Origin of the sequence: Psychrobacter sp. UBA3068 (assembly GCF_002366815.1) — a bacterium.
In the GTDB taxonomy this organism is placed as follows: Bacteria; Pseudomonadota; Gammaproteobacteria; order Pseudomonadales; family Moraxellaceae; genus Psychrobacter; species Psychrobacter namhaensis.
Map to the genome: position 1 here is coordinate 41,554 of NZ_DFBY01000048.1, position 25,933 is coordinate 67,486.

Annotated in this window: 20 protein-coding genes; 4 read left to right on the top strand and 16 right to left on the bottom strand. The window is 45.3% G+C overall.

The window, feature by feature from the left end; genetic code table 11:
- Nucleotides 1-67 precede the first annotated feature (67 nt).
- The 4 genes from B2P60_RS11585 to B2P60_RS11600 form a co-directional block, all read right to left on the bottom strand.
- The gene (locus B2P60_RS11585; protein ID WP_286741481.1) at nt 68-1,474 is read right to left on the bottom strand and encodes an esterase-like activity of phytase family protein; all 1,407 of its coding nucleotides are present in this window, start codon (nt 1,472-1,474) and stop codon (nt 68-70) included.
- Between the two features lie 306 nt (nt 1,475-1,780).
- A complete protein-coding gene (locus B2P60_RS11590) occupies nt 1,781-2,641 on the bottom strand; it encodes an SPFH domain-containing protein (RefSeq protein WP_193006446.1) in 861 nt (286 codons plus the stop codon).
- Nucleotides 2,642-2,653: 12 nt separating this feature from the next.
- Entirely contained in the window at nt 2,654-3,151 is a 498-nt protein-coding gene (locus tag B2P60_RS11595; RefSeq protein ID WP_286741483.1) for an NfeD family protein, read from the bottom strand.
- 200 nt (nt 3,152-3,351) lie between these two features.
- The gene (locus tag B2P60_RS11600; protein WP_286741485.1) at nt 3,352-3,891 is read right to left on the bottom strand and encodes a porin family protein; all 540 of its coding nucleotides are present in this window, start codon (nt 3,889-3,891) and stop codon (nt 3,352-3,354) included.
- Nucleotides 3,892-4,179: 288 nt separating this feature from the next.
- On the opposite strand from B2P60_RS11600, the gene B2P60_RS11605 reads away from it, so the two are divergent.
- Together B2P60_RS11605 and B2P60_RS11610 are read left to right on the top strand one after the other, a co-directional pair.
- Complete coding sequence (locus B2P60_RS11605) at nt 4,180-5,430, top strand: 8-amino-7-oxononanoate synthase (RefSeq protein ID WP_286741487.1); 1,251 nt, start codon at nt 4,180-4,182, stop codon at nt 5,428-5,430.
- A gap of 58 nt (nt 5,431-5,488) precedes the next feature.
- Nucleotides 5,489-6,313, top strand: coding sequence for a methyltransferase domain-containing protein (locus B2P60_RS11610; RefSeq protein ID WP_286741489.1), 825 nt, complete (start codon nt 5,489-5,491; stop codon nt 6,311-6,313).
- A 58-nt stretch (nt 6,314-6,371) separates the two neighbouring features.
- Here the strand turns inward: B2P60_RS11610 and dnaK are convergent, their stop codons facing one another.
- A complete protein-coding gene (gene dnaK, locus B2P60_RS11615; protein WP_286741490.1) occupies nt 6,372-8,315 on the bottom strand; it encodes a molecular chaperone DnaK in 1,944 nt (647 codons plus the stop codon).
- 182 nt (nt 8,316-8,497) lie between these two features.
- Nucleotides 8,498-9,097 (bottom strand): nucleotide exchange factor GrpE, encoded by a 600-nt coding sequence (gene grpE / locus B2P60_RS11620; RefSeq protein WP_286741492.1) that lies wholly within the window; start codon nt 9,095-9,097, stop codon nt 8,498-8,500.
- A gap of 454 nt (nt 9,098-9,551) precedes the next feature.
- Between grpE and B2P60_RS11625 the strand changes: the two genes are divergently transcribed.
- A complete protein-coding gene (locus tag B2P60_RS11625) occupies nt 9,552-10,970 on the top strand; it encodes an alpha/beta hydrolase (RefSeq protein WP_286741494.1) in 1,419 nt (472 codons plus the stop codon).
- A 112-nt stretch (nt 10,971-11,082) separates the two neighbouring features.
- Here the strand turns inward: B2P60_RS11625 and B2P60_RS11630 are convergent, their stop codons facing one another.
- The 7 genes from B2P60_RS11630 to fmt form a co-directional block, all read right to left on the bottom strand.
- A complete protein-coding gene (locus B2P60_RS11630) occupies nt 11,083-12,090 on the bottom strand; it encodes an epimerase (RefSeq protein ID WP_286741496.1) in 1,008 nt (335 codons plus the stop codon).
- A 235-nt stretch (nt 12,091-12,325) separates the two neighbouring features.
- Nucleotides 12,326-12,955, bottom strand: coding sequence for an L-threonylcarbamoyladenylate synthase (locus B2P60_RS11635; protein WP_230710386.1), 630 nt, complete (start codon nt 12,953-12,955; stop codon nt 12,326-12,328).
- A 117-nt stretch (nt 12,956-13,072) separates the two neighbouring features.
- Nucleotides 13,073-14,338, bottom strand: coding sequence for a DNA-processing protein DprA (gene dprA / locus B2P60_RS11640; protein ID WP_286741498.1), 1,266 nt, complete (start codon nt 14,336-14,338; stop codon nt 13,073-13,075).
- A 69-nt stretch (nt 14,339-14,407) separates the two neighbouring features.
- Nucleotides 14,408-15,505 carry a LysM peptidoglycan-binding domain-containing protein gene (locus B2P60_RS11645; RefSeq protein ID WP_414706669.1) on the bottom strand — a complete coding sequence of 366 codons (1,098 nt, stop codon included), beginning with the start codon at nt 15,503-15,505 and terminating at the stop codon, nt 14,408-14,410.
- A 207-nt stretch (nt 15,506-15,712) separates the two neighbouring features.
- On the bottom strand, nt 15,713-17,134 hold the full coding sequence (gene thrC / locus B2P60_RS11650; protein WP_286741502.1) for a threonine synthase: 1,422 nt from the start codon (nt 17,132-17,134) through the stop codon (nt 15,713-15,715).
- Between the two features lie 46 nt (nt 17,135-17,180).
- On the bottom strand, nt 17,181-18,731 hold the full coding sequence (locus tag B2P60_RS11655) for a transcription antitermination factor NusB (protein ID WP_286741503.1): 1,551 nt from the start codon (nt 18,729-18,731) through the stop codon (nt 17,181-17,183).
- 143 nt (nt 18,732-18,874) lie between these two features.
- Nucleotides 18,875-19,945 carry a methionyl-tRNA formyltransferase gene (gene fmt / locus B2P60_RS11660; protein WP_286741505.1) on the bottom strand — a complete coding sequence of 357 codons (1,071 nt, stop codon included), beginning with the start codon at nt 19,943-19,945 and terminating at the stop codon, nt 18,875-18,877.
- A gap of 283 nt (nt 19,946-20,228) precedes the next feature.
- On the opposite strand from fmt, the gene B2P60_RS11665 reads away from it, so the two are divergent.
- Nucleotides 20,229-23,078, top strand: a complete 2,850-nt coding sequence (locus tag B2P60_RS11665) for a response regulator (protein WP_286741507.1) — start codon at nt 20,229-20,231, stop codon at nt 23,076-23,078.
- Nucleotides 23,079-23,178: 100 nt separating this feature from the next.
- Here B2P60_RS11665 and B2P60_RS11670 read toward each other — a convergent pair whose 3' ends face one another.
- The 3 genes from B2P60_RS11670 to nrdR form a co-directional block, all read right to left on the bottom strand.
- Nucleotides 23,179-23,853 (bottom strand): riboflavin synthase, encoded by a 675-nt coding sequence (locus B2P60_RS11670; RefSeq protein ID WP_230710396.1) that lies wholly within the window; start codon nt 23,851-23,853, stop codon nt 23,179-23,181.
- Between the two features lie 429 nt (nt 23,854-24,282).
- Nucleotides 24,283-25,338 (bottom strand): bifunctional diaminohydroxyphosphoribosylaminopyrimidine deaminase/5-amino-6-(5-phosphoribosylamino)uracil reductase RibD, encoded by a 1,056-nt coding sequence (gene ribD / locus B2P60_RS11675; RefSeq protein ID WP_286741510.1) that lies wholly within the window; start codon nt 25,336-25,338, stop codon nt 24,283-24,285.
- 111 nt (nt 25,339-25,449) lie between these two features.
- Nucleotides 25,450-25,908 (bottom strand): transcriptional regulator NrdR, encoded by a 459-nt coding sequence (gene nrdR / locus B2P60_RS11680; RefSeq protein WP_193006427.1) that lies wholly within the window; start codon nt 25,906-25,908, stop codon nt 25,450-25,452.
- Nucleotides 25,909-25,933: the final 25 nt, after the last annotated feature.

Genomic DNA, 25,933 nt, shown 5'->3' on the forward strand with positions numbered 1-25,933 from the left:
ACCTCAAATGAGGTCTTTTTTTATATTACTGCTCTTCGTACTCTTATTTGTTAATAGTCCACTCATTTTATTCAGTGGGCATAACGATATACAGTCTATTAGCATCTTCTATCGTTTTTTCTCGATCCAAATACTTTTTCTCAACAGTACTTGTTGAATGTATTGTCCCTGAATGCATATTTTTTGAATGCATGGTCTCTGAATCTGTCATTGCAAAATCATCATCATTCAGTAAGCCCAATGAACCATCTTGGCGCAACCACAAACCTTCAAGTTTGTCATGTGGATAATCTAGGGTAGCCAAAACATCAACGACCAAGGTTTTTTCCACTGGCATGATGGACATTCCTTTAAGTGTTTGCCAGTTTTCTTCGTCTGTTGCAATAAGCTGTTCAAGTGTTTGGTCATTGATTGTCAAACCAACAGCCTCGTCTTGTTTGACACTGTTGGTGTTTAAAATGGTTGTAATATCTGTTGCCTGAGAGATATCGATTTTATAAATGAGCTTTTGAGCAGACTTATCCTGTAGCGGGAATTTACGGTCATGCTCAATAAGATAAAACTCATGGTCACTAAGCGCTACTATGCCCGACGTCACGTGCTCCGCTTTATCCAAACGATACAGATATTGTGCTATTTTTCCCGATGTTAAATCAATCGTCACAATGCGTACGACATCAGATATACGCCCTGACTCATCAGGATTATCTAATGAAGACTCTATAACACCTACTAGCGTGGTCTGGTCTGGCGTAATCGTTAATGCCTCCATACCGCGATTGGCACGGCGTTTGGTAAGCTCTGTCGGTAATAAAATCGGCTTGTCATTAATCATCACATTATTACGCTCATCACTGGCAAACGCGTTGATACGTGCAATCTCCACACCTTCTGCATTGTAATGGACGAGGTGCGGACCATACTCATCGCCGATCCAAAAACTACCATCTGTAAGTGCCGCCAGCCCTTCAGGATCCAAACCATTAATATCGGTTTTAATAGGATTGGTCACTTCATCAAACGGTAGATGTGGGTTCATCGTCATTGGTTTCCCATCGACATCATAAGGTACTTCATTGGTACCGCCCAAGGCTTTTGGATTTGGCAGTCCAGAGATAGGGTTGCCGTCTCTATCCTTAAGCAGTATCTCTTTTATCTTAATAATTTTACCATCCGCTTGCAGCTCAAATAATCCGATAGACGGCGTATAGTTTGGCACAAGAAATTGCTTACCTTTTCCAGCACACCCGTCAAAGTCGGCATTGGGACCACGATCAGTCAGTACATAGAATTGATTGGCATTGGTAGGATGGGCGGCCACGTCTGAACCATAGCCACCATTGCGGATCTCTAGTTTTTGATTAGGATAGGCAGCGTTGGTATGCGTGGCATCAAGTATGGTATAAGGCAGTGGACTGCCTTGAGAGAACGCCTTCATCTGTCTCATTTCAGCATGTGCATCTTGCTTCGTCATTTCCGCACTCCTTGCATCATTATTTTTATTAAACCAGTAAAATGGTTGCTGGTAAATCACACTCAAAAAAATAGCCAGCGCGTAAAACGCTTACTGACTATTTTTAGAATGCACTTTAACTATTTAATTACTGCTGTGAACGATAGAGGTTGAAATATAGTCGATTCACTTTAAAAGCGAGTCAGAGCAACTGAAATGACTGTTTCGCAGCCTCTTTATTAGCAGCAAGCAAGAAAAACCTATACCAGACGCACGTGGCTATTAACGTATCGATTTTATTTTAAACTGCCTATATAAATACTGCTACTACACTTTCAGCTTATCCCCAACCATCCCTTTCACTGTGCTTAAAATATCAGCTGGTAAGACCACCATTTTTGAGTTGTCAGATTCCGCCAGCTCACGAATCGCTTTGATATACTGTTCACCCAACAAATAAACAATCGGCATCTCTTCAGTCCCCATCGCATTCGTAATCAGACGAATTGACTCTTCAGAACCACGGGCGAGCACCACCTGTGCTTCAGCATCACGACGTGAGGCTTCCAAGCGGCCATCCGCTTCTAAGATAGCCGCTTGTTTTTGGCCATCAGCACGTGTCACTGTCGCACGGCGTTGACGTTCGGCTGCTGCCTGCTCTTCCATGGCTGTTTGCATGGTAGCAGACGGATTGATGTCTTGGATCTCTACCGTCTTAAGGGTGATGCCCCAATCAGAGATGTCTTCTGAGATGGCATGTTTGAGCTTGGCTTTGATTTCATCACGGCTAGACAACGCGCTATCTAGATCCATCTCACCAACGATTGAGCGCAATGACGTTTGTACTAGATTGCGAATACCGTACTCATAATCTTCGATACCATAAACCGCTTTATCAGGGCGTACAATATTAATATACGCAACTGCATTTGCAATAATAACGACGTTGTCTCGCGTAATGACTTCTTGTGAAGGAATATCAAGCACGATATCTTTAGTCGTTACTTTGTAAGCCACATCATCCACATAAGGGATAATCAAGTTTAGCCCCGGCTCTAGGGTTTGGCTGTATTTGCCCAATCGCTGAATGACCCACTTATACCCTTGCGGTACGATTCGCACTCCTTTGAATATAGTAAACACGACCAGTGCGACCAGTACCACCATGACAATGCTAAAGCTTTCCATAACCCCTCCCTATTATTGTATTTGCCTGTTTTTATTGAGCACAGCTTGCGATTTCATACTGCTCACAATGAGCTCATTGCCAACGATATCCGTCACCACAACCCGATCACCGACAGTGACTATCTCTCCCCTCGTACGGCACATCCATTCTGCCGCCCCCACAATTGGGACACTAAAGCGTACGACGCCCGCTCTATCTGGTTGCGGTTGTAGAACGATCATACCTGTCTCGCCAACGATCACACTACCGCCAAGTCCTGCCTTAGTACGATCCACCGATAAAGGTTTAATAAACTTGAACCATACCACCAAAAAAACTGCAGAAAGTACCAACCAAATAACGATCTGCACAGAGAGCTCAATAGGCAGTAACCATGTCAGCGCAGCAACTATGATGGCAGCTGCACCAAACCACAGGCTTGCAAATGTCGGCACAAACATCTCAACAATGAGCAGCACGAAGCCTAATACCAGCCAATGCCACGGTTCAATCATCCAAAGTGTCTCCATTACGGCTACCCTCCCTATATTTTTTCTGAGGTTCTAGCTTTTAATGTAACACACTTTTAGAGAATACAACTTCTTAAAAATCATCAATCTAGAGGGGATGTCTCTCCATAAACTTATGGAAGCATATAGAAATGAAACACATAAAAAAACGACCGCCGAAGCGATCGTTTTTATTTAATAAGCTGCTACCTAAGAAGTTATTAGAACTTCAATTGGGCACCAACAGTCATTAGGTCGGCATCACTACCTAGCATGTCATACTCAGCTTCAACACTGAAGTCAGGGTTTACAGCATAGCCAAGACCTACACCACCAGCGATACTGGTATCATCGTCTGACACAGATACACGATTAAGACCAACTGTGTAATCGCCCTCTACTTCAGTTTTTGCAATACCTAATTTACCTTTGGCATATAAGCCAGTGTTTGGGAAAGCGTAACGATAAGTACCATAAGCACCGTACGTTTTAGCGTCTATGTCCCCGTTATAGTAATCGGCATCGTCTGAACCGACATACTCGACTTCCATACCGAAGTTAGGATCGAAGTTGTAACCACCGTATACACCGTATGCCGTTGGATCATCAGCGCCATCAACATCTATATCGAACTGACCAACTTTTACACCAGCATAAGGCTGTCCTGTGTAGCCGTTGCCATAACCGATGGCTGCTTGTGCACTTACGGTAAGTAAAGAACCCGTTGCTAGGGCAAGTAGAGTTTTTTGTAGAGTTTTCATTATTAGCTCCTTGAAATAAATTTGGACAAACAAGTTATCAGTTTTATATCGGTCTTTTAGACCCCATCGCCTTGTTTGCTAACGATGAATACATAGTAACAAACTATTTCGAGCACTCTGTCAGTGTTTGATGGTATGCGAGTTAAGATTTGCAAGTATTTATCAGTGCCTGGGTAACAAAGCCAGATATATGAAACTTTCTGTTACATTTATCGATTCTGTGCAATACTTCCCTCTTGTGATGACACCTCCTCCCTAGGTTTAACATACGATAAAGGACAATTCAGTATGGCTACCCCAATTCATGAGCGACTACAAGCTGCCCTTACGCAGCTAAAAAGCGCGCAGCAGTACCGCCACCTACCAGATATTGAGCATCAAGGGCGCTACGTAATCAGCCATGGCAAAGCGCTACTAAACATTGCCAGTAATGACTATCTTGGACTGGGTAGCGACATAGCACTGCAAGACGAATTTTTTGAATACATACAGCAGTTTCCCTCATTACACTTGCCTAAAATGAGTGCCACCTCTTCACGCCTTTTAACAGGCAATGATGCACAACTATCAGCGCTGGAGAGCGAACTACAACAATGGTATCAACTGGCCGCGGGCACAAAAAATAGCGCTGGTGTAAAAAATAAAACCGCTACGAAATCGGCGTTGGTAATAAACAGTGGCTATCACGCCAATATTGGTATTTTGCCTGCCCTCACTGCCTTGCCCGTTAAAACTCTTATTCTGGCAGATAAGCTAGTGCATGCCAGCATTATCGACGGTATCCGCCTGAGCCAAAATAAACTATGTACTTATCGGCGTTATCGACACAATGACTACGCGCACTTGGCCACATTATTAGCCCAAGCTGAGGGTGACGTTGAGCGCATTATTATCATCACCGAAAGTATTTTTAGTATGGATGGCGACCGCGCGGACTTACGTGCCTTAGTACGCTTAAAAGCGTTAGACAGTCGTATTGAGCTATATGTGGATGAGGCCCATGCGGTCGGCGTCTTTGGTGACCACGGCTGCGGTTTGGCAGAAGACACGCAAACGCTGACTGATATCGATTATTTAGTGGGAACGTTTGGCAAAGCATTTGCGTCGATCGGCGCGTATATTTTGTGCGATGACACGGTGAAATCATGGCTGATCAATCACATGCGTCCACTGATCTTTAGTACCGCGTTACCACCGATCAATCATGCTTGGACGCGTTTTATTTTGGCAAAAATGCCTGAGCTACAAGCGCGTAGACAACATTTGGCTCAGATATCTCTCCAACTTAGCCAAGCCATCGCACCCGCGCATCGCGCATCATCAGCGCCGCAAGAGGTTATTTATCAGTCCCCTATCGTGCCTTATATATTGGGTGATAACGCCCAAACGCTTGCCAAAGCCGCGCAGTTACAGGCAGCGGGGTTCTACGCCTTACCCATCAGACCGCCGACCGTTCCTGCCAATACCGCACGCATTCGCTTGGTAATGAATGCCCAAGTAAGTCAAGCGGACTGTCAGCGTTTGATCGAGCACTTATAACCAAAAAATTTATTAAGACTGCCCAAGCAAACACTCATGACATTTTGGATGAATAAACATGACAGAACACCCCAGTACCATACGCGAGCTGAGCGCTCGAAAGCAGATCATTGCTCGTCATTTTGCCCAAGCCAATACCTATGATCAGCACGCTCACATCCAGCAGCATGTCTGTCAACACTTACTGTCTGCCATCACCCATACGCATCAAGATAGCGTGCTGGAAGTGGGTGCTGGTACCGGACAGATGACCCAGTTACTGGCAGCAAGCATGCAAAGCAAACGCTGGATCATCAACGAGCTGTGTGCGCAGCAAGCAACAAACTTACAGGCTATACTGCCGGCGGCACAACTGCGTATTGGCGATGCAGAAACGATGGATCTAGAGACAAATCACAGCTTGATTGTCAGTGCCAATGCCATACAGTGGTTTGATGATCCATTAGGTTTTGTATCACAGTTGACCAAACGCCTCAAAGCAGGTGGCCAGCTACTGCTGAGCACTTTTACACCAAATAACTTTCAGCAGATCAAGACCCTCACTGGTCAAGGTCTAAGTTATCCAGCTATTGAAGCCTGGCGTTTAGCATTAAATAAAGCCAACCTCAAACAGATACAGTTATCGACCCAGCGTTTCGATATACCGTTTAGTCGGCCGTATGACGTGCTAAAACATATGAAAATGACTGGTGTCTCGACGAATCAAACCCAACGACAAACTACCGTAGAGCCGCAAAGCATAGAACCGTTTATTTGGACAAAGACAAGCTTGCAGCAGTTTGAGCAAGCTTACTGGCAGCAGTTCTCAGGGCAAGACGAAAACGGCCAGCCCTGTGTGTATCTCACCTATGAAGTGCTCATCATCAACGCTTATCAGCCATAAAAAAACGCACCTCGAAAGGTGCGTTTTTTATCTTAACTCTAGTGGATGTTAAGAGATATTACTTCTTATCATCGTCTACTTCAGTGAACTCTGCATCAACGACATCGTCATTGGCTTGATTGTTGTCTTCAGCACCGTCCGCCCCTTGTTGGAACTGGCTTGGATCCATGCCCTCGCTACCTGCACCACCATCAGCGTAGATCTTCTGACTGATTGGTAAGAAGGCATTGTCTAACGCTTCAAGCTTGGCTTTAATGTCATCATGATCATCTTCTTTCACCGCTGTTTCAAGCTCAGCAATAGCCGTTTCTACTGTTGATTTTTCTTCATCAGTCACTTTGTCTTCTGCTTCTTTTAGTGCTTTTTGTACGGCATGGATACGACCATCCGCTTCGTTACGCACTTGCGCTAGGTTAGCGAACTTCTCATCTTCTGCCGCATTGGCTTCAGCGTCACGAACCATTTGTTCGACTTCTTCATCCGACAAACCAGAGTCTGCTTTGATTTGGATGCTTTGTGCTTTACCAGTCCCTTTGTCTTTCGCTGAGATGTTCATGATGCCATCAGCGTTGATGTCAAAAGTCACTTCGATCTGCGGTAGACCACGTGGTGCTGGTGGAATGTCAGTCAGATCAAAACGGCCAAGCTGTTTGTTTTGGTTGGCGATTTTACGCTCACCTTGATAAACCTGAATGGTAACTGCTGGCTGGTTGTCTTCAGCCGTTGAGAACACTTGTGATTTCTTAGTAGGAATCATGGTGTTTTTCTCAATGATTGGCGTCATGACCCCGCCCATCGTTTCGATACCAAGCGTCAATGGTGTGACATCAAGTAGCAATACGTCAGTTTTGTCGCCAGACAATACCGCCCCTTGGATCGCCGCCCCTGCTGCTACTGCTTCATCAGGGTTGACATCTTTACGTGGTTCTTGACCGAAGAACTCTTGTACTTTCTGCTGTACAAGTGGCATACGCGTCTGACCACCCACTAAAATCACATCATCGACATCACCCACTTTTAGGCCAGCGTCTTCAAGAGCAATTTTACAAGGGCCCATCGTGCGCTGTACTAAGTCTTCGGTGAGACTTTCTAGTTTTGAGCGACTGATCGTCACAACCAAATGCTTAGGACCACTGCTATCAGCGGTGATGTACGGTAAGTTTACTTCGGTGCTTTGGGCACTTGATAGCTCAATTTTGGCTTTTTCTGCCGCTTCTTTTAGACGCTGCATCGCCAATGAGTCACCTTTTAGGTTAACGTCTTGGTCTTTTTTGAATTCATCAACTAGATAGTCAATCAAAGCAGAATCAAAATCTTCACCACCAAGGAAAGTATCCCCATTGGTTGCTAGTACTTCGAACTGTTGCTCACCATCAACGTCAGCAATTTCGATGATTGAGATATCAAAGGTACCACCGCCCAAGTCATAAACTGCAACGGTGCTATCACCTTGCTTTTTGTCCATACCATAGGCAAGAGCGGCGGCAGTTGGTTCGTTGATGATACGTTTTACATCAAGACCTGCAATTTTACCCGCATCTTTTGTGGCTTGACGCTGTGAGTCATTGAAGTAAGCAGGTACCGTTACAACCGCTTCGGTCACGCTCTCACCAAGATAATCTTCTGCTGTTTTTTTCATTTTTTTCAAGATTTCAGCAGAAACCTGTGGTGGCGCTAACTTTTTGCCGTTAACTTCTACCCATGCATCACCGTTATCAGCTTTGGCAATTTTGTAAGGCACCATACCGATGTCTTTTTGCACAACTTTGTCATCAAAACGACGACCAATCAAACGCTTAATCGCAAACAATGTATTGTTTGGATTGGTGACGGCTTGACGCTTGGCTGACTGACCAACCAAAATTTCGTCATTTTTATAGGCGACAATCGATGGTGTGGTACGTGTACCTTCAGCATTTTCGATGACTTTAACTTTGTCACCTTCCATGACTGCGACACATGAGTTGGTTGTACCTAAATCAATACCAATTACTTTACCCATAATGAATTACTCCTAATTGTTTTAAATATAAATCTTTGTATCTTCAGACCATAGTCGGTCACTTGTTGCTTTATATCGGTTTTCTTATGGCGTTTTTCAAGTCAATAATCAAGCAAAAACTGTGTTTCATGTGACTTTTTGTGAAAAACCTTCATATGAGTAGGGTTTTTCACGCTAAAAACCTATTGGCCGACACGAACCATCGCTGGGCGTAATAAACGACCATTTAAGCTATAGCCCTTTTGCAGCACTGTTCCAACCGTGTCCGCTTCTGCGTCTGCATCAATACCGACCGCTTCATGCAAGTCCGCATTGAATTTTTCACCTTGTGGATCAACGGCTTCTACGCCATTTTTGTTTAGTACAGCTACCAGCGCTTTATGCGTCAATTGTACCCCTTCAGCGACTGGGTCATTGGCATCAGCATTTTCAATGGCACGCTCTAAGTTGTCGACGATCTCTAACAACTCTTTCGCAAATTTTTGCAAGGCAAATTTTTTGCTCTTATCGGCTTCTTGCTCCATGCGTTTTTGCGCATTGTACGCTTCTGCATTGGCACGGGCAGTACCTTCTTTGGCCTGCTTAACTTCGCCTTCTAACTCAGCAATGCGGGCCTTAAAGGTGTCGAGATCGATTTCATTTTCGATCGTCATGTCTTCTTCTGATGCATTTTGTGGATCAAACTCTTGCATGGTTTCTTCTAAAATACTGTCATTGTGATCAACATTATCATGCGCCACATTTTGCTTAGGTGATTCGTGGTTGGTGTTATTCTCGCTCATGATAGCTCCTTGGAATCTTAATAATGACCATTAATGTTAGACACAATAAACTCGCTCACCGCTAGTCACGGCGCTCTTATTTATTGGATGCTTAACCGTTATTACTCATTGTTTTTATTAATGCGCTTTACTAGCTGCTTGATAAAGGTGATGGGGACAAATTTCAAGCCTAAAGCGTAGGAATTTTTCCCATTTACTACAAATACGTTTTAAATGGGCAGTAAAACGTTCGTCAGGCGTTTGTTAAGTGTCAATCCATAGAGGTATTCGCTAACCAAATGAACAAAACCTCCTTTCAATTCCAAAACGTTTACGTTTACTTTCCAAACCATTACCAAACCATACGCAGTTTTTTATTCATTACTTTATGATTGCTACAAATATCGTAAAACTCACGTTAAAGCATACGCGACTGTGAGATTGCAGATACTAACTATTATTGATGAGAAGTGTTATGTCTAATTCGACCGTTTTATCAGTCAATACCTTATTGAACAAAGCGTTGTTTACGTTGAAACTTGCATCGATAGACCAAGTCGATAATGTTGCTAATGTTAATAACAATGTAATCAACGAAAACGCTCAACGAAAACGCCTGACCGTGAAAGAAAAAATGCTCGGCTACGCTTCAATACCCAACCGTCACCCGCATACATTGCACCACGCTATGAAAGCCTTGGGCTACCTACCTACCCCTTTATTAGAGCGCATGGTCGGTTATTTAAAAGGGCCAACGTCAAAACAATATCTCCATGCCGATGCGCATTTACGTTTGATTCTCGCGATAAATAGTCAGCTTAAAACCCCACTAGAGCTCACGCCAATGTGTGAGCTGCGCGAAAAATTTGCCGCTGATGCTGTGGCCATGCAAGCACCAAAAGTATGGAAACAAGCGAGTGGGAGTGTGCTCAGCAATATCAAACGCTTTACCCAAAAAGGTGATACGCCTATCTGCTGGGAAGACAAAATCATTGCCAATGCTGATGATGGCGACATGACGATTCGCTGCTATCAAACGGTATCTCGCTCTAATGGTATTGGCTTTAAAAAACGCCCTATACAAAATCCTGATGAAACGGTGATGATGTTTTTTCATGGGGGCGGTTTTTGTATTGGTGATATCGATACTCATCATGAGTTCTGCCACACCGTTTGCGCGCGCACTGGGTGGCCAGTCGTCAGTGTTGACTATCGCTTGGCTCCTGAGAACCCTGCTCCAGCCGCATTGAGAGACTGTATTACTGCTTATGCTTGGCTGGCTAAGCACTGCCATACCCTAAACGCTTCACCGTCGCATATTGTCCTAGCAGGCGATAGTGCGGGTGGCGGACTATGCACCCTGCTTGCTCAGCAGCTTACCGCGCCAACTGAAAGCGCGTGGCTCGACTTAGGAGCGAATGGTCAAAAGACGTTTGACTTATTAGAGCGCCTACCCAAGTCACTGGCGCAAATGCCTTTATATCCTGTTACGGATATTGAAACGGACTACCCAAGCTGGGAGTTGTATGGTGAAGGTCTACTCTTAGATCATGCTGACGTGGCGGTATTTGACGCAGCTTGTTTCAAAAACAGCTCATTACCACGCCAGCATGTGCTGAACGCGCCAATGCTCGGTGATAACCGTAAAGTGTGCCCCACTTATATCGTTGCTTCTGAGTTAGATGTTTTGCGTGATGAAGCATTTGCTTATGCCAAGCAAATAAAAGCGCATGGCATCCCAGTCCAGACAAGTACAGTACTTGGTGCACCGCATGGTTTTATTCATTTTATGAGCGTTCATGAGGGCCTTGCTCAAGAAACAAGCAACATCATTGATGGCTTTGCTCGCTTCGTACGAGACGCCATTAGCGCACAAAGTCAGTTAGCCGCGTAGTAAAGCGCGCCTCTAGTGACCAATAAAAAACCTCTACTATTTTTTTATGGTAGAGGTTTTCACAAGTGTTACATTCACCTATTATGTTTCACATGAAACAATCCTAACTTCCCTAGTCCTGCTCTTCTAATGCCTGTTTGAGCGTTGGTTGTCTAAACGTATAACCTGAGTCAACGAGCGCTTGCGGTAACACCTTTTGTCCGTCAATCAACAAGGTTGCCATCTCACCAAACATAAGCTTGAGTAAAAACGCTGGTAAGGTAAAAAAGGTGGGGCGATGTAGCCACGCTCCCACTGTTTTGGTAAAGGTATGATTGGTCACTGGATTAGGAGCCGTAAGGTTATATACGGCCGCTGGTGTCTCATTTGCAGTCGGTAAGGTATTGTCAACGGTGGCGGCGCGCTCAACGCTCTCCGTATCCATTTTCCCAGTATCGATTAGCCCACCATCAGCTTCATCATTAAGATGCTGCTCAATGACAAATATCGCAGCCCCCACCCAGTCCTCACGGCTGATCCAACTCATGATTTGTTTGCCGTCGCCTAGCTGCCCACCGACACCCATTTTAAAAGGCGTTAAAAGCTTACCAAGCATACCGCCGTCAGGATGAATGACCACACCCGTACGTAAGATAGCCACAGGGACGCCATAATTGGTTGCTTCTAAGGCTAACTGCTCCCACTCATCACACAATCGATGGGCAAAATCTGGCTCAAAACCACTGTTTTCGTTGAGCGGTTTATCGCCTTGGGTACCATACCAGCCAATGGCTGAGCCGCTGACCAGCAACTTAGGTTTAGTACTCGTGCGAGCGATAAATTCGAGTATGGACTCGGTCGGCTTAATACGGCTGGCGAGCAACTGCTCTTTACGCTCATCACTCCATCGCGCATCAGCAATACCCGCACCCGCTAAATTTAAAATAACATCAAAGCCCAGATCAGTCTGTGCAAGCTCGTCATAAGTCATCATTTGGATATCGTTGGGATGCGCCTGACTATTATCACGTGTTAACCAAGTAATATGTAGGTCTGTATCTGCACTCTGATAGCGTTTTAGGATCTCCTTACTGAACGCGCTTCCCAAAAACCCCGAGCCACCGCTGATTAAAATATTCATGCCCTACTCCCTGCATTGGTTGTTTATCACTCAGTAAGCCTTGAGCCTTTATCACCATCGTCTGCTTTTTTGATGGTGATATCAAAAGGACTTTTACATACTTTTGGTAAAGCCCTACCCTATACAACAGTAGGTTAACTATACCAAAGAACGCTAAGACGAGTATAAAAACCAACGGTATCTTAACCGCAAGCTAAGGTTTGTGCGGCCCTACTGGAGAGATCACCCCCATCCTTTAACGAATGATTAAGCCTGTGGTGGCATCACGAATTTGGCTGGGCAACGTGTAACCGAGCGTCTCGGCTTGCAAGTAGCTGATTTGCTCGCTGAAATAAGCATACGCTTCAGAAAAAGTCTTAGCTGGCGGTTGCCCTGATGGGTTACAACTGGTGGAAACCAGCAAACCAAATGGATTATGAGCGCCGGCTAGCTGTTGGCACAGCTCACGGATTAGAGGGTGGGCGATCACCCTAATTGCCACGGTCTGATGTTGGCCAGTTATCCAAGGCGGAATAGTGGTAGCCAGTGTTTGCGGGATAGGTACCAACCAAGTATGCGCTTGCTTATATTGTAATTCTACATGCTCACTATCCGTTTGCCAGCTCTTGAGCATGGGGTGACGTTGCGCCTCACTTAACGGTGCTAGCAGAGGTGACACACGCTCTACACTGTCAGTAATAACAATCATCCCTTTGGACTGTGGGCGCTGTTTGATGGCTAAAATACGCTCAACCGCTTGTTTGTCATAGGGGTCGCAGCCTATCCCCCACACGCTCTCGGTTGGATAAGCAAGCAGCTGTCCTGCTTTTAGACAGTTAGCCGCTTGAATGGTAGAAGACGTAGTGATGGAAGCAGAGTGGTTCATAGTTTGAATAAATCATCATGATATAAAGATAAGCACCAATAATAACACAACAGACGCACGCCTCAGTTAGCGGCAATGATCTGAGCACCATACTGGTAGAAACACAGAGCTGTCATTCTAAACGCGTAAGTAACGCCCACCTTGTACGTGAATAACGCCTAATAGCTCAAGCTCCATTAACTGTCCTATCAGCTGCGGTGCGATGAGTCCAGTGGCAATGATGAGTGCATCCAAATCTTGTCCATGCCAGTCGAGCTGCTCGTAAACTGCCGTTAGGTGCGCAGGTACGGAGATAGCGCTACGCTGAGATTTGATATTAGATGCCAATAGCTGGCTGTTATCTGTGGCAGCGGCTTTATCTCTACCCACAGCATGAGACGGCTGTTGAACTTCCGATCGAGGATCAGTGGTGCTAGATACAGGGGAATTAGAAAGGTTTTCTGCTTGACGTACAAGGCTACCGTAAGCCAACTGATTATTTACATCTTCGATGACTTGCTGAGGGTGATAAATCAAAGTGGCCCCTTCGCGTATCAGATGATGACAGCCCTCGGCATTGCTGTTGTCAATATGGCTTGGTATCGCAAAGACTTGCTTGCCTTGCTCAGAGGTTAAGCGGGCGGTAATAAGTGAACCACTCTGAATCGTCGCCTCTGTCACGATCGTTGCCAAGCTCAGACCAGCCACCAAACGGTTACGACGTGGGAACGTGTGCTTATGCGGCGGGGTATGGGGCAACAGCTCACTGATAATACAGCCACCTTGCTCGACAATCTGTGCAAATAACTGATCATGGTGATTGGGATAATTCACATCAATGCCTGTCCCCATCACCCCAACCGTGCGACCTTGGTACTCAGAATCCACCTGCGCCAAAGCCCCTAAATGGGCGCGCTTATCGACCCCCATAGCGAGACCACTGGTGATAATATAACCTGCTTGGGCTAAATACTGCGCCATATCAAAAGTGGTTTTTTGTGCATGGGCGGTGGGTTTTCGACTACCAACGATAGCAATTTGTGCTTGCTGTAGACGCGTGCTATTACCACGGTAAAACAATAAGGGCGGTGGGTCATAAATCTGTAGGAGCTGGGCGGGATAGTCGGGCTGATCGGCGAATATTAGGCCATACCGACCGGTGACTAACGCCTGCTGGATTTTATCGATATTGGCGCGTGTTTGCTCAGGCTGTTCATGACGTTTAAGGTGGGTATGATGAATACCTAACTGCCGCCACGCGTCTACTTTGGCTTGCCAAGCAAGCTGTGCGTGACCAAAGGCGGTAAGCAGCTTGTGGTAAGCAGATAATGACGCATTCACCTCATACCACAGCGCCAATATGGCACGCTGATCGTCGGTTAACAAAGAGGAGACTGCTGTCATAGTCATTTCTCTCACACAAGCGGGCTTAAATGGGCTTAGATTGGCTCGTCCAATGAACCAGTGATGTGTTTACAGATAAGGCGGCGGTAGTAATTGATCACCAACGTTGAGGGGTAGCTCAGAATCTAACACATACGCATAGCTAATATGGTCAAAAGTATTGAAGATCATGACCATACCGCTTGGCTCATTTGGCAAACGTACCGGCATATCATTGTCTTTGGTATCGCGTACCAAGGGACCTTTTTGATAAACGGTCAGGACATCACCAGGTTTAGCCCCATGGGTGCTCCCTAGGTTGATGGCGACCACACTACCCTTTGCCGCTGAACTGATTGAGTCCATTACGCGTACAATCAACCCACCACGACTGACCGTCGCTGGGGCTGGATAAAACACTGGCGGGATCGAGTTATTTAGCTCAACAAATACGCGATCACCTTCACGCACTTCTTTACCGTAACTGTCCGTCAGCTGTAAGCTGGTGACACCATTGCTTTCTGTAGAGGTGACCAAGCCTGTTGCCACTTGCGTGACTTCTAGACCGATAACTTCTTGTGTTTTAGGCTCGACATATAGCTCACCTTCACGGTAGATACCATAGCGCTGTCCGACGATCAGCGGCACGCCTTTGGCGTAAACCTTATCACCAGCAGCAGTAATTAAGTTACGGTTCTTAGAAGCTAAAACATAGGGGGTGGTGTTGAAATCTTGTGGATCAACGATGACCGTTTTATCCAACCAGTGTTGAATAGCTGACCATGGGATAGGTGGGATACTATTGGCAGTTGAAGTCACGGCTACCGTGCCCGCGACCACATCACCCGTTAACTGTTTTTCTACCCCAGCACAGCCCTCACCTGTGTCCACCCCAACAAGCGTCTTACCTTGAATCACACACAAGATAAGAATGTCATTCGGATAAATAAGATGTGGGTTTTTGATTTGTTTATTGGTCGCCCAAATCTCTTTCCAGCGCCATGGACTGTCTAAGTAGCGTCCTGAGATATCCCACAACGTATCCCCTTTTTTGACAGTGTAGCGATTGGGCGCATCTGCTTTGATGCTGGGTGGCGGATTGTTAGCGTGAGCGGTGGTCATCAGCATTGCACTGCTAAATGTCGTGATCAACAGGGCCTTTGCTATCTTTTTTACGCGCATCTTCATTATTGTACCCACAGTATGTATCGCTGTTTTGGCTGGTGTTATTCCGAAAAAAGCGCTCAGCGTAATGAACATCCGCCGACGCTATTTCTAATATTACAATCATATCTACGATAACACAATCATAAACAAGTTATTACAATAGTGTAACCTTATGTGGATACTTTCTTTAAGACTTTCTTAGACGCTACGCTTATCCACACCCTTTGTTTAAGCGGGGTTTGGTACGACGTACTGACGGATTTGTTCAGCGACTAGCTCAGCTTTATTGTCTAGTACTACGACGTGCTGTGGCAAGCTCTCCAAGCCTTCTGTGTGTTTAGGACGGTCGATATCTATTTGGCCAACCGCTTCCACGATAGTGTCAGCAAACTTAACGGGCAATGCCGTCTCTGCACAAACGATGATTTCACCCTTTAACTGTAATTCTTTTGCGACCTTGATACCGTCAGCGGTGTGTGGATCAACCAGCTCCCCATACTGCTCATAAATCGCTTTAATGGTTCGCAGGCGACCATCATGAGTAGACTTGCCAGCCGCAAAGCCATAACGGGTGTTAACCGCTTCCATCAATTCAGATAAATCGAAACCTTGGCCTGATTTTACGCCTTCAAACAGTTCATGAACGCGCGTACTGTCTTTGTCTAGCAGTAGATAAACAAATCGCTCAAAGTTAGAGGCTTTAGAGATATCCATGGATGGGCTGGAGGTGACATAGGTTTTTTCAGTGGGGCGCGGCTGATACGCACCTTGATTAAAGAAGTCATTGAGCACATCGTTTTCATTGGTGGCAACGATCAAGCGCTCAATTGGCAACCCCATTTCACGGGCGATGTGACCGGCGCAAATGTTACCAAAGTTGCCTGAGGGCACACTAAAACTGACTTTTTCCTCATTGCTCGTCGTGACGGCAAAGTAAGCTTTAAAGTAATAAACAATCTGCGCGAGGATGCGACCCCAGTTAATGGAGTTGACCGTACCCAAGCTATAAGCGGCTTTAAACGACGCGTCTTGTTGCAGCGCTTTGACGATATCCTGACAGTCATCAAACATGCCATCGATAGCGATGTTGTGGATATTGTCATCGGTCAAGCTATACATCTGCGCACGCTGGAATTCACTCATTTTGCCATGTGGCGATAGCATAAAGACTTCGATATTGTCTTTCCCGCGCAGGGCATACTCTGCCGCACTACCCGTATCACCACTGGTGGCGCCAATAATGGTAATACGCGCGTCTTTTTGTTTGAGCACATATTCAAAGGCATTACCCAAAAACTGCATAGCCACGTCTTTAAATGCCAGCGTTGGACCGTTTGATAAACCTAAAATGTATAAATTGTCTTCAAGCTTGCGGACAGGAACAATCTCATCAGAACCAAACACATCAGCGGTGTAAGTACGCTCAATAATGTCCTGCAAATCAGCGGTAGGAATATCAGTGGCAAAGCGCTGCATAATTGCCATCGCAAGTTGCGGATAGCTAAGCGTACGCCATTCCTCTAGCGTAGCACTGTCGATGTTCGGATAGTGCTCAGGCAGCATCAAACCGCCATCAGGGGCAAGCCCCATCAAAAGCACATCACTAAAATCCATCGGCGCTGTCTGACCACGGGTACTGATATATTTCATTAGATTGTCCTGTCTACAATGATGTTATTCAATATTTAAAAACGATTTATTCAGCAGCTTTATGCAGCAACGCATAATAAAAGCCATCGCCACTGATACCATCAATTGGCAAGCACTGGCGACCAATGGTTTGTGCGATGCCCCAATTGCATTCCTCGGTAAATTCAACCGCGACCGCATCATCATGATGGCTGATAAAGTCCTGCATTTGCAGGGCGTTTTCTTGCTTTAAAATAGAGCATGTTACATAGAGCAGATAACCACCTACTTTGAGCTGTGGCCACAGATTGTGCAAAATATCTGCTTGTAAGACAGCCGTTTGCTCAACGTCTTCCTCAGCCCGTAGGATACTGATATCAGGATGGCGACGGATCACACCTGTTGCAGTACAAGGGGAATCAAGCAATATCGCATCAAATACCGGTTCATTGGTAGCCGCTTTTTTATTTTTTCCATGCTGCCATCTGGTGGCATCAGCACAGACGATATCAAGCGCGACGTTTTTCTCCGCTTGCTCTAGGTTCTCCTGCTTTAAATTGAGACGGTCTAAATTATCATAAATACGCTCGATACGCGGTGCTTCATTATCGATGGCGGTTAGCTTGATTTTAGAAATCCCAGACACCGCTTCAGCATCGCTTTGTTTCACGTGAAACAAGGGCGAGTGTTCCGCCGAGTTTATTAACTCTAACCAATGCGCCAATTTACCGCCAGGTGCGGCGCAAGCATCTAAAATATGGAGATCAGTGACGTCGTTATCATTACCAATTTTATTTATTAATGCTTTATGAATGATAGGTGCCGCAAGTTGCGCATGCATGTCTTGCACACTAACAGCCCCTTCAGCAAATTTTGGCAACGCACTGACTGCGGTGCTTTGATGCAGACGTAGCGCTTGAGTCGATAAAGTCGCCGTGTCTGAAGAATGAGGTAAGTTAAAACCACTCGTTAGCTCAACCAAGTCTGTATCAATTTCAGCGCCGTACAGCTCTTTTTGATAGTCATCGACCGATGTAACCGCCGTATTCACTCGTAAAAACATTGGCGCTGATTGGCGTAAGCCTTGGGTGAGCTCGTTATACTGCTCGCTCCAGTCCTGCTTAAGCTGATAAGCAAGCCAATTGGGCAGACTGTGGTTTTTATTGCACTTTTTACGGAATTTATTTGGATTCTTAGCCACTTTGCGCAAAATAGCGTTAATCAAGCCAGTAGCATGAGCAAACTCGATCTCCTTTGCGGCCTCAACCGTTTCATGGATCGCAGCATGGTCAGCCACTTCCAAGTACAATAATTGCACCAACCCTACTTGAATCGTAGTACGCACTTCAACCTCATCAATAGGGTTGTCTGCTAGGGTATCCAGCAACCGCGAAAGCGCATACCACTGGCGTAATGTCGTCAGCAATAGCGCATGGGCAAAGCCTTTATCCCCATCGTGCAGACTATTCAACAATGGATCAAGCACGCTTGAGAGCGACTGACCATTTTGAATCGCCAACAAGGTGCGAATCACACGCACGCGTACGCTGCCGTTCATGATAAGGTTGCTTGATGGCTTGAGCTTATTGTTTCTTGGCGCAGTAGTGGTTTGTCTCATTAAATTGATTTTCCTTGACGCCTCATGGGTCACGTCTTGTGCAAGTTGGGTGGCTTATATTAAGTGACTTATATTAACTGAGTTGGGGTTAAGTAAATTATACTTCAGTGATCTTTTGCTAAGATAAATGAAACAGTGTGATGTTATTTGGAATCGCCCGTGAGCTGATCACCATCGTTTAACTGGTTGCCATGACAGACTTGTTCAGCTGTCATCGGCTTACCCCCTGCAAACTGTAAGTCCGTAATCGCTAAGGTACTGGCCAGTGGGTCGTTGTGATGGTCTTTACCACAGGCGACCAAAATCGCTTTGCGCCCTACACTGATGATAGTGCCCGCTGGTTTATCGGTTTGCTGCGAGGTATTTACTGGTAAGCTGGCTAAAATTTTGACACGTTGCCCATCTAAGAAAGTGTAAGCGCCAGGCCACGGGGTCAAACCGCGAATTTGTCGCTCGATTGCAGTAGCAGGTTGTGTCCAGTCAATTTCGCCTTCGGTTTTGACCAGCTTTTCGGCATAATTGGCTTGACTGTCTTCTTGAGCCTTGGCCTGCGCCTGATAGCTGGGTAGGTCTTTTAATACGGTAGTGATGGCCGTCGCGCCAAGCGCTGCCAGCTTGTCATGGAGACTCGCTGCTGTGTCTTTTGCTTCGATGGCACAGTTGACTTTATAGAGCATATCGCCGGTATCTAGGCCTTTGTCCATCTGCATAATCGTAATGCCCGTCTCACCATCTCCTGCCAATAACGCACGGTGAATCGGCGCCGCCCCGCGCCAGCGTGGCAATAACGAGGCGTGAATGTTTAGACAGCCATAAGTTGGCGTGGTTAAAACACCAATCGGCAAAATCAGCCCGTAAGCGGCCACGATCATGACATCGGGTTGATACGTACGCAGGGTTTGACGCGCTGTCATACCTGCGGCGTCAGACTTTTTGAAGGTAGCTGGTTGCTCAACCGCAATATCATGAGTTAACGCCACTTGTTTGACTGCAGAAGCCGCCAGTTTTTGACCACGCCCAGCCTTACGATCAGGCTGTGTATATACGGCGACGATATCTATATTTAGTGCCTCTTGCTGCTTGATGAGCATCTCAAGACTAGTTGCGGCAAATTCAGGCGTACCCGCAAACACAACCCTTAAGGGCGTGCCAGATGGGTAGTTGTCAGTAGTAGCGGAAGTCGATAAAGTTGGGGCAGAAGCAATTGTCGTCATAATCATGCATTATATAGGGTCGATTTGCCCATTATAGGTGAGTTTGCCATGTTGTGCCATGATTGTAACAGCGGCAATCGGACGTTACTAATGATGCTGTTTATCTTTATAATAAAAAACAAGCAAAGTACTCTTTTATGTAGGTATGCTTATAAAACAGTACTTTATTAAGCAGCGCTCTACCTCTAATAAAACACCAGAATGGCTTATGCAAATCCACGACTTTGCCAAAATTGTTATAAAACTGCCACGTTTACTCAAGTCAATATAGGGCCACGCTTTCATGCAACAGTTTCAGTCCTTACAGCGCTTACTCACGTTTTATGCAATGACGTTGCTGGTCATGTTAGGACTGTATTATTTCAACATGTTCTATGGGATAAAAAAGCATGGCGAACAACACAGTGTCGACACCTTTTATTTGTTACAACATAAAGTCACGAGCGGTGACGAGCTGTTAAATCGTGATATTAAAGAAATTCTAGATAACCCTGCCTTTAAGGACACGAGCTATCAGCTGATTTTTATAACGCCATCTGGACAGACTTACATTCATCGTCATGCTCGTCCTGGTGAGCCGGCTTTTGCGACCGTGACCTTTCCTACCATTACCCCCTCTTCTGCTAACAGCGGTAGCTATAGTGCGCACACGCTCAATAACAACAACGTTACAGGCACTATTAAGCTTAAAAGTGGTCATCAAATTTATCTTATATTGCGCCACGAACCTTTTGCTATCGACTGGATATCTTATCACTACTGGCTACCGTTGATGATAGCGATCATATTTTTGATTACCGCTTTACTGTACATACTCAGTCGTCAAAACAGTTGGAACCAGCTGCTCGCTTATAGTGATAATTTGAGTGGTCATGCAAAGGACGCTTATACGCCGCCCCCGTTTTCGCCCAAAAAATCGGCGACTGAGTTTTTGCGTTTAGGCCATGCGTTGAGCCGTGTCAGCTATCAATTGCACAGTGATTATCACCGTATTAGAACCTTAACACACCGTCTTGAGCGTTTGGTTGAGCAAGCGCCATTACCGATGCTAATGATTATGCGCCATGGTCAGATCAGCTTTTTTAATCAACGCTTTGAGCAGCTATTCGACTCCTCATCGCAACAGGATGATAGCTATGAGTTAACGGATTTTTTTGCTGGTAAAGATGAGTTTACGCAGCTCCTGTTACAAACCTTATCCAACTTGCGTATCACTCGCACCTTAACCGTCTACAGCCTAGAAAATCAGCAGATATACCAGCTCCACATCACCCCATGGTTTGGTGAACATGGGCAAGTTCACAACTTTACTGTCATTCTCAATAACATCAACGAGTTCACCACCCAAATCGCGCAACTACAGCAGCAAAACCAAAAGCTACAGCAAAAACTTGATGAGTTAGCAACGCTCCGATCGCTTGTCGGTTATCAGCTACGGGTACCATTAGAGACTATGATCGACACCCTAGAACCGATCAACCCTAAAACCTTGTCTTACAAGCAGCACGACATACTAAAAACATTGATTAAAAGCAGTCAAAGTATGTTGACGACGCTCAATGACACGCTAGATATCGGCGAGGTAGAGGTAAGAAAGACTCGCCTTAGTAGTGAGCCTGTCGACATTTACAAACTTAGTCGAGGCGTTAATGATTTGATCTTAGACGATATAAGGCAGCAGGGGCTAGAGTTGATCTATTTTTTTGCGCCCGATTGTCCACGTTGTATTGATACTGACGCGGTGCGTCTACGCCAAATACTTTTAAACCTGTTAAACAATGCCTCAAAATTTACACCCTTGGGCTATATCGCGCTCACTATCGATCGCGTCACCCATGAACAAATCACACAAATAAATAGCGATTATTTGCTCCCTACCAACAAAAATATGAGGGCAAGTCAGTCATCTCACTGGGTACGTTTTAGTATAAAAGACACAGGTGGTGGCATCGCCATCGACAAACAAAACCAGCTACGAACTAACGTGCGTCAAAGTAATCGTCAAACTCATAGTAAAATGGCACAAAACATCGATGCGACAGGCATTGGTTTAAATAATGCCAATAGTTTTGCGCAGTTATTAGGCGGTTTTATTGAGCTGCAAAGCACTATCGGTAACGGAAGCACTTTTAACCTGTACCTACCTTGTCGCCATCCAAACTATCAACCGGTGTATCATCGTAGTCAGCATTTAACTCATATCCACCTGATCGCAGTCGTGAACCAAGCATTGGTTGCCAAACATTTGCAATACTTGTGTGAGTATTTATCGATATCAACGACCATTTACACTTCTGTAGATTTGGCCACTGTACAGCAGCTGGTAAGCCAATTAGTACAGGTCGAGCAGACACTCGCTCCTGTGTTGCTGCTCGATTATGAATATTATGACGCCGTTACTTTTGCGCTATCCAGTCCTTTATTGTCAAAGGATGGAGATTTGAGTCATTCAGAAATGAAAGAGTTAAAACCAGAAAATCAAGTGTTTACGCACCATGAGAGACAGCAAGCGTTAGACAAACTACTCGCTCATTCATCACTACCAAAGATACTGTTTAGTATCAAACCTGAGCGCCGCATACCCTCTGTATTATTAGATAAATATGATGGGTTTTTGACCAAGCCGTTGGACGCTAATTTACTGCTATCTGAGTTGCTGCGCTTGACGTTACCAGCAAGAAAAAAACTTATCCAGACAGCAAGCTTTAGAAATAACGGTAGGCATTTAGCAAAAGAAGCAAATAAACTCGCCAGTGAAGCCCCATCTCCATTGGTCTTAGTAGTAGAAGACAGCCCAACCAATCAAAAAATAACCTGCAAAATACTAAGCAAGCTTGGTTATCGTAGTGTGGTCGCAGAAGATGGGCAGCAAGCGTTAGATAAATTACAAGAACAGCGACAAGATATCTCGCTGATTTTAATGGACTGTCGTATGCCAGTGATGGACGGGCTACAGGCTACCCAGGCTATCCGCGCGCAAGGTGATGCCATTCCTATCGTCGCACTGACGGCAAACAATACTAGCGAGGATCGCGAGGCTTGTATGCTAGTAGGAATGGACGAGTTTTTATCCAAACCTATCAATAAAGAAGCGTTAGAGGCAGTTTTACAGCGCCTTATAAAACTCTCATAAAAGCCTGCACAATCTACCAACCTACTGCCTGTCTATATGTGTGCTACCTTTGGTCTTCACCTTCCTAATGACTTTATAGCTACTTATGCCCTCTTAGACATCACTTCATAAAGCCATTATCTGCCAAGAAGGCTTCTGTAATTTGACTTTGCGGACTGGGGGCAGCCATAGCACTGGCTTGCGATTTATTTATCAGACGCTCTAAGTAGCGAGCAACGATATCTACCTCAATATTGACCTTACTACCAACCAGCCAATGCTTAGCAATATTAGTCACTTGGGCAGTATGAGGAATGATGTTTAAAGAGACAATATTATCCTGTACCAGGTTGGTCGTTAAACTAATACCATCGACCGTAATAGATCCTTTAGTCGCTGTGTAATGCGCCAACTCTTGGGGTATCTCAATCTCAATGTAGATAGAGCGCGCGTCCTGTTGCAGCTTACTAACAACGCCTACACCATCTACGTGGCCTGCAACGATATGACCGCCAAAACGAGTGGTTGGGAGCATCGCTTTTTCCAAATTGACAATGTGCCCTGCTTTTAGGGTTTCTAACGCGGTACGAGCAATCGTTTCACGTGAAACATCCACAGAGTAATGATTGCTCCCGAAATCTACCACCGTTAGACAAATGCCATTTGAGGCAATAGAGTCCCCCAATTTAACATCACTGAAATCTAACTCATCAGACTCTATTGTCAAACGTATATCACCACCTGTTGGTTGCATGGATTTAACTTTTCCAACACTTTCTATAATTCCAGTAAACATATAAACCTCATCTCATTATTGGGTAGACGTGATCAACAATGTATTTCAACGTCTTAATTTTTTGCCAGCAGTTGCCTAACTTAACTAAAATTGATGGTGAAACCTACGCTTATTTCAAGCCTTTCGGGGATAACTTGTGGATAAGTAAAGAAAAACCAAGCCTCATTCCTCTAAAAACCTCTCCAAATATAGAGTTATCCACAGCAAACCTGAATTTCATATAGAATCTAAAAAATAGTGAGTTTGAACGCAAGTAATTGATATATATAGCATTATAAAGGATATTAGATAACAACACGTATTTACTGTTTCATGTGAAACGAAGTTATACACAGTTTCATGTGAAACCTTACGTTTAGGTGATACGTTATCCACACTTATCCCCCTTTAATCACAGGTTGCGGATAAACTGTTTATAAATAACACGTTTTATAAAGGTAATAGCGTTAGTTTAAGGTCAACACCAATCTGTTCATGCTTATAAATATCAAAACGTAACTGCTGCGCCAGAGACAGCGGATTAAACTCAACCATTGGCCGTGCTTTAGCGCCCAATAAGCAAGGCGCTTGATAGACGATCAGTTCATCGACCAGTTGTTGACTTAAAAAGCTGCCTGCCACGCTTGCACCAGCCTCTATCAGTACGTCATAACACTGATGCTCACTGACTAACGTTTTTAACAACGAAGGCAGGTCATCATTGTGCCAGTAAAGCGTCTCTGGGCGACGACATAGTTGATAATTAGCGTGCGGATCGTAGTCTAGACGTTGGCGCCTATCAAGCACGACGACCATAGGCGCAGGCACTTGCTCAGGTGGCACAGCTAGTTGGTTAGAGCGTACATTCAATTGTGGATCATCAGCAATAACTGTTTCACTGCCTGTGATAATCACGCCACTTTGTGCGCGTAGTTTTTGGACATCGTCGCGGGCTGCTGTAGACGTGATCCATTTTGATTCTCCCGATGCCATCGCTGTACGGCCATCAAGGCTGGTGGCAACTTTGAGGCGCACGTAGGGCATTTGCGTGCGCATCGCCTTTAAAAAACCACGGTTCAGCGCTTCTGCTTGTGCGGTCAACACCCCCACCTTGACCTCAATACCTGCCTGTTCTAGTAGCCTTACACCGCGCCCCGCCACTTGTGGATTGGGATCAAGACCTGCAATCACAACTCGTTTCACACCAGCGTTAATAAGGGCAAGTGCGCAGGGCGGCGTGCGTCCTGTGTGACTACAGGGCTCTAGGGTTACGTACGCAGTGGCACCGACTGCGCACGCATCTGCCTCTTTGAGCGCAAACACTTCTGCATGCGGCTCACCTGCTTTAGGGTGAAACCCTTGTCCGACCACTTCTCCCGCGTGGACGATCACACAACCGACTGCCGGATTCGGCCGGGTGGTATATAAACCGTGCTTGGCTTGTTCGATAGCCAGCATCATAAAGTAACGGTCTTGTGCATCTTGCGAGTGGTGATGGGTCAACATAAAGGGACACTTAATCAGAGTTGGATAGTCACGTTATAAAAGCGTATCTATTAAATTGAAAATACTAGGACTGAGAGGTAACTAAGGAGTGAGCGGTTTCTCAACTATTTATTATTTTTCATTGGGTCGGATATTGGCAATTTCTTGATGAAAAGCATCTATGTCTTGAAAATCTCGATAAACACTGGCAAAGCGGACGTAGGCGACATCGTCCAACGCTTTGAGCTCGCTCATAATAATCTCACCCAAAACTTTACTACTAACTTCGCGCTCCCCCATCTGTCTGACGCGTTTTTCCACACGGCTAATCATCGCCTCTTGCTCATCAATGGTGATAGGGCGTTTTTGCAGGGGTAATAAAATAGAGCGACGCAATTTTTCATTGTCATAAGGCTCAATTTTGCCACTCGATTTGATAATTCTAGGCATCACCACCTCTACCATCTCAAAGGTAGTGAAACGCTCTTGGCAACTATTACATGAGCGGCGGCGGCGTACTTGGGCACCTTCCGCTGCAAGACGCGAGTCAATCACCTTCGTGTCTGACGCATTACAATACGGACAGTGCATGACTTTTTCCTTGTGATAGTATTAA

Bases quoted from the DNA above. Each gene is read 5' to 3' on its own strand.
- nrdR (WP_193006427.1), bottom strand. From the start codon at position 25,908: ATGCACTGTCCGTATTGTAATGCGTCAGACACGAAGGTGATTGACTCG.
- grpE (WP_286741492.1), bottom strand. From the start codon at position 9,097: ATGAGCGAGAATAACACCAACCACGAATCACCTAAGCAAAATGTGGCG.
- B2P60_RS11605 (WP_286741487.1), top strand. From the start codon at position 4,180: ATGGCTACCCCAATTCATGAGCGACTACAAGCTGCCCTTACGCAGCTA.
- B2P60_RS11665 (WP_286741507.1), top strand. From the start codon at position 20,229: ATGCAACAGTTTCAGTCCTTACAGCGCTTACTCACGTTTTATGCAATG.
- B2P60_RS11635 (WP_230710386.1), bottom strand. From the start codon at position 12,955: ATGAACCACTCTGCTTCCATCACTACGTCTTCTACCATTCAAGCGGCT.
- B2P60_RS11630 (WP_286741496.1), bottom strand. From the start codon at position 12,090: ATGAATATTTTAATCAGCGGTGGCTCGGGGTTTTTGGGAAGCGCGTTC.
- B2P60_RS11670 (WP_230710396.1), bottom strand. From the start codon at position 23,853: ATGTTTACTGGAATTATAGAAAGTGTTGGAAAAGTTAAATCCATGCAA.
- dprA (WP_286741498.1), bottom strand. From the start codon at position 14,338: ATGACAGCAGTCTCCTCTTTGTTAACCGACGATCAGCGTGCCATATTG.
- B2P60_RS11595 (WP_286741483.1), bottom strand. From the start codon at position 3,151: ATGGAGACACTTTGGATGATTGAACCGTGGCATTGGCTGGTATTAGGC.
- ribD (WP_286741510.1), bottom strand. From the start codon at position 25,338: ATGTTGACCCATCACCACTCGCAAGATGCACAAGACCGTTACTTTATG.
- B2P60_RS11645 (WP_414706669.1), bottom strand. From the start codon at position 15,505: ATGAAGATGCGCGTAAAAAAGATAGCAAAGGCCCTGTTGATCACGACA.
- fmt (WP_286741505.1), bottom strand. From the start codon at position 19,945: ATGACGACAATTGCTTCTGCCCCAACTTTATCGACTTCCGCTACTACT.
- thrC (WP_286741502.1), bottom strand. From the start codon at position 17,134: ATGAAATATATCAGTACCCGTGGTCAGACAGCGCCGATGGATTTTAGT.
- B2P60_RS11625 (WP_286741494.1), top strand. From the start codon at position 9,552: ATGTCTAATTCGACCGTTTTATCAGTCAATACCTTATTGAACAAAGCG.
- B2P60_RS11610 (WP_286741489.1), top strand. From the start codon at position 5,489: ATGACAGAACACCCCAGTACCATACGCGAGCTGAGCGCTCGAAAGCAG.
- B2P60_RS11655 (WP_286741503.1), bottom strand. From the start codon at position 18,731: ATGAGACAAACCACTACTGCGCCAAGAAACAATAAGCTCAAGCCATCA.
- dnaK (WP_286741490.1), bottom strand. From the start codon at position 8,315: ATGGGTAAAGTAATTGGTATTGATTTAGGTACAACCAACTCATGTGTC.
- B2P60_RS11585 (WP_286741481.1), bottom strand. From the start codon at position 1,474: ATGACGAAGCAAGATGCACATGCTGAAATGAGACAGATGAAGGCGTTC.
- B2P60_RS11600 (WP_286741485.1), bottom strand. From the start codon at position 3,891: ATGAAAACTCTACAAAAAACTCTACTTGCCCTAGCAACGGGTTCTTTA.
- B2P60_RS11590 (WP_193006446.1), bottom strand. From the start codon at position 2,641: ATGGAAAGCTTTAGCATTGTCATGGTGGTACTGGTCGCACTGGTCGTG.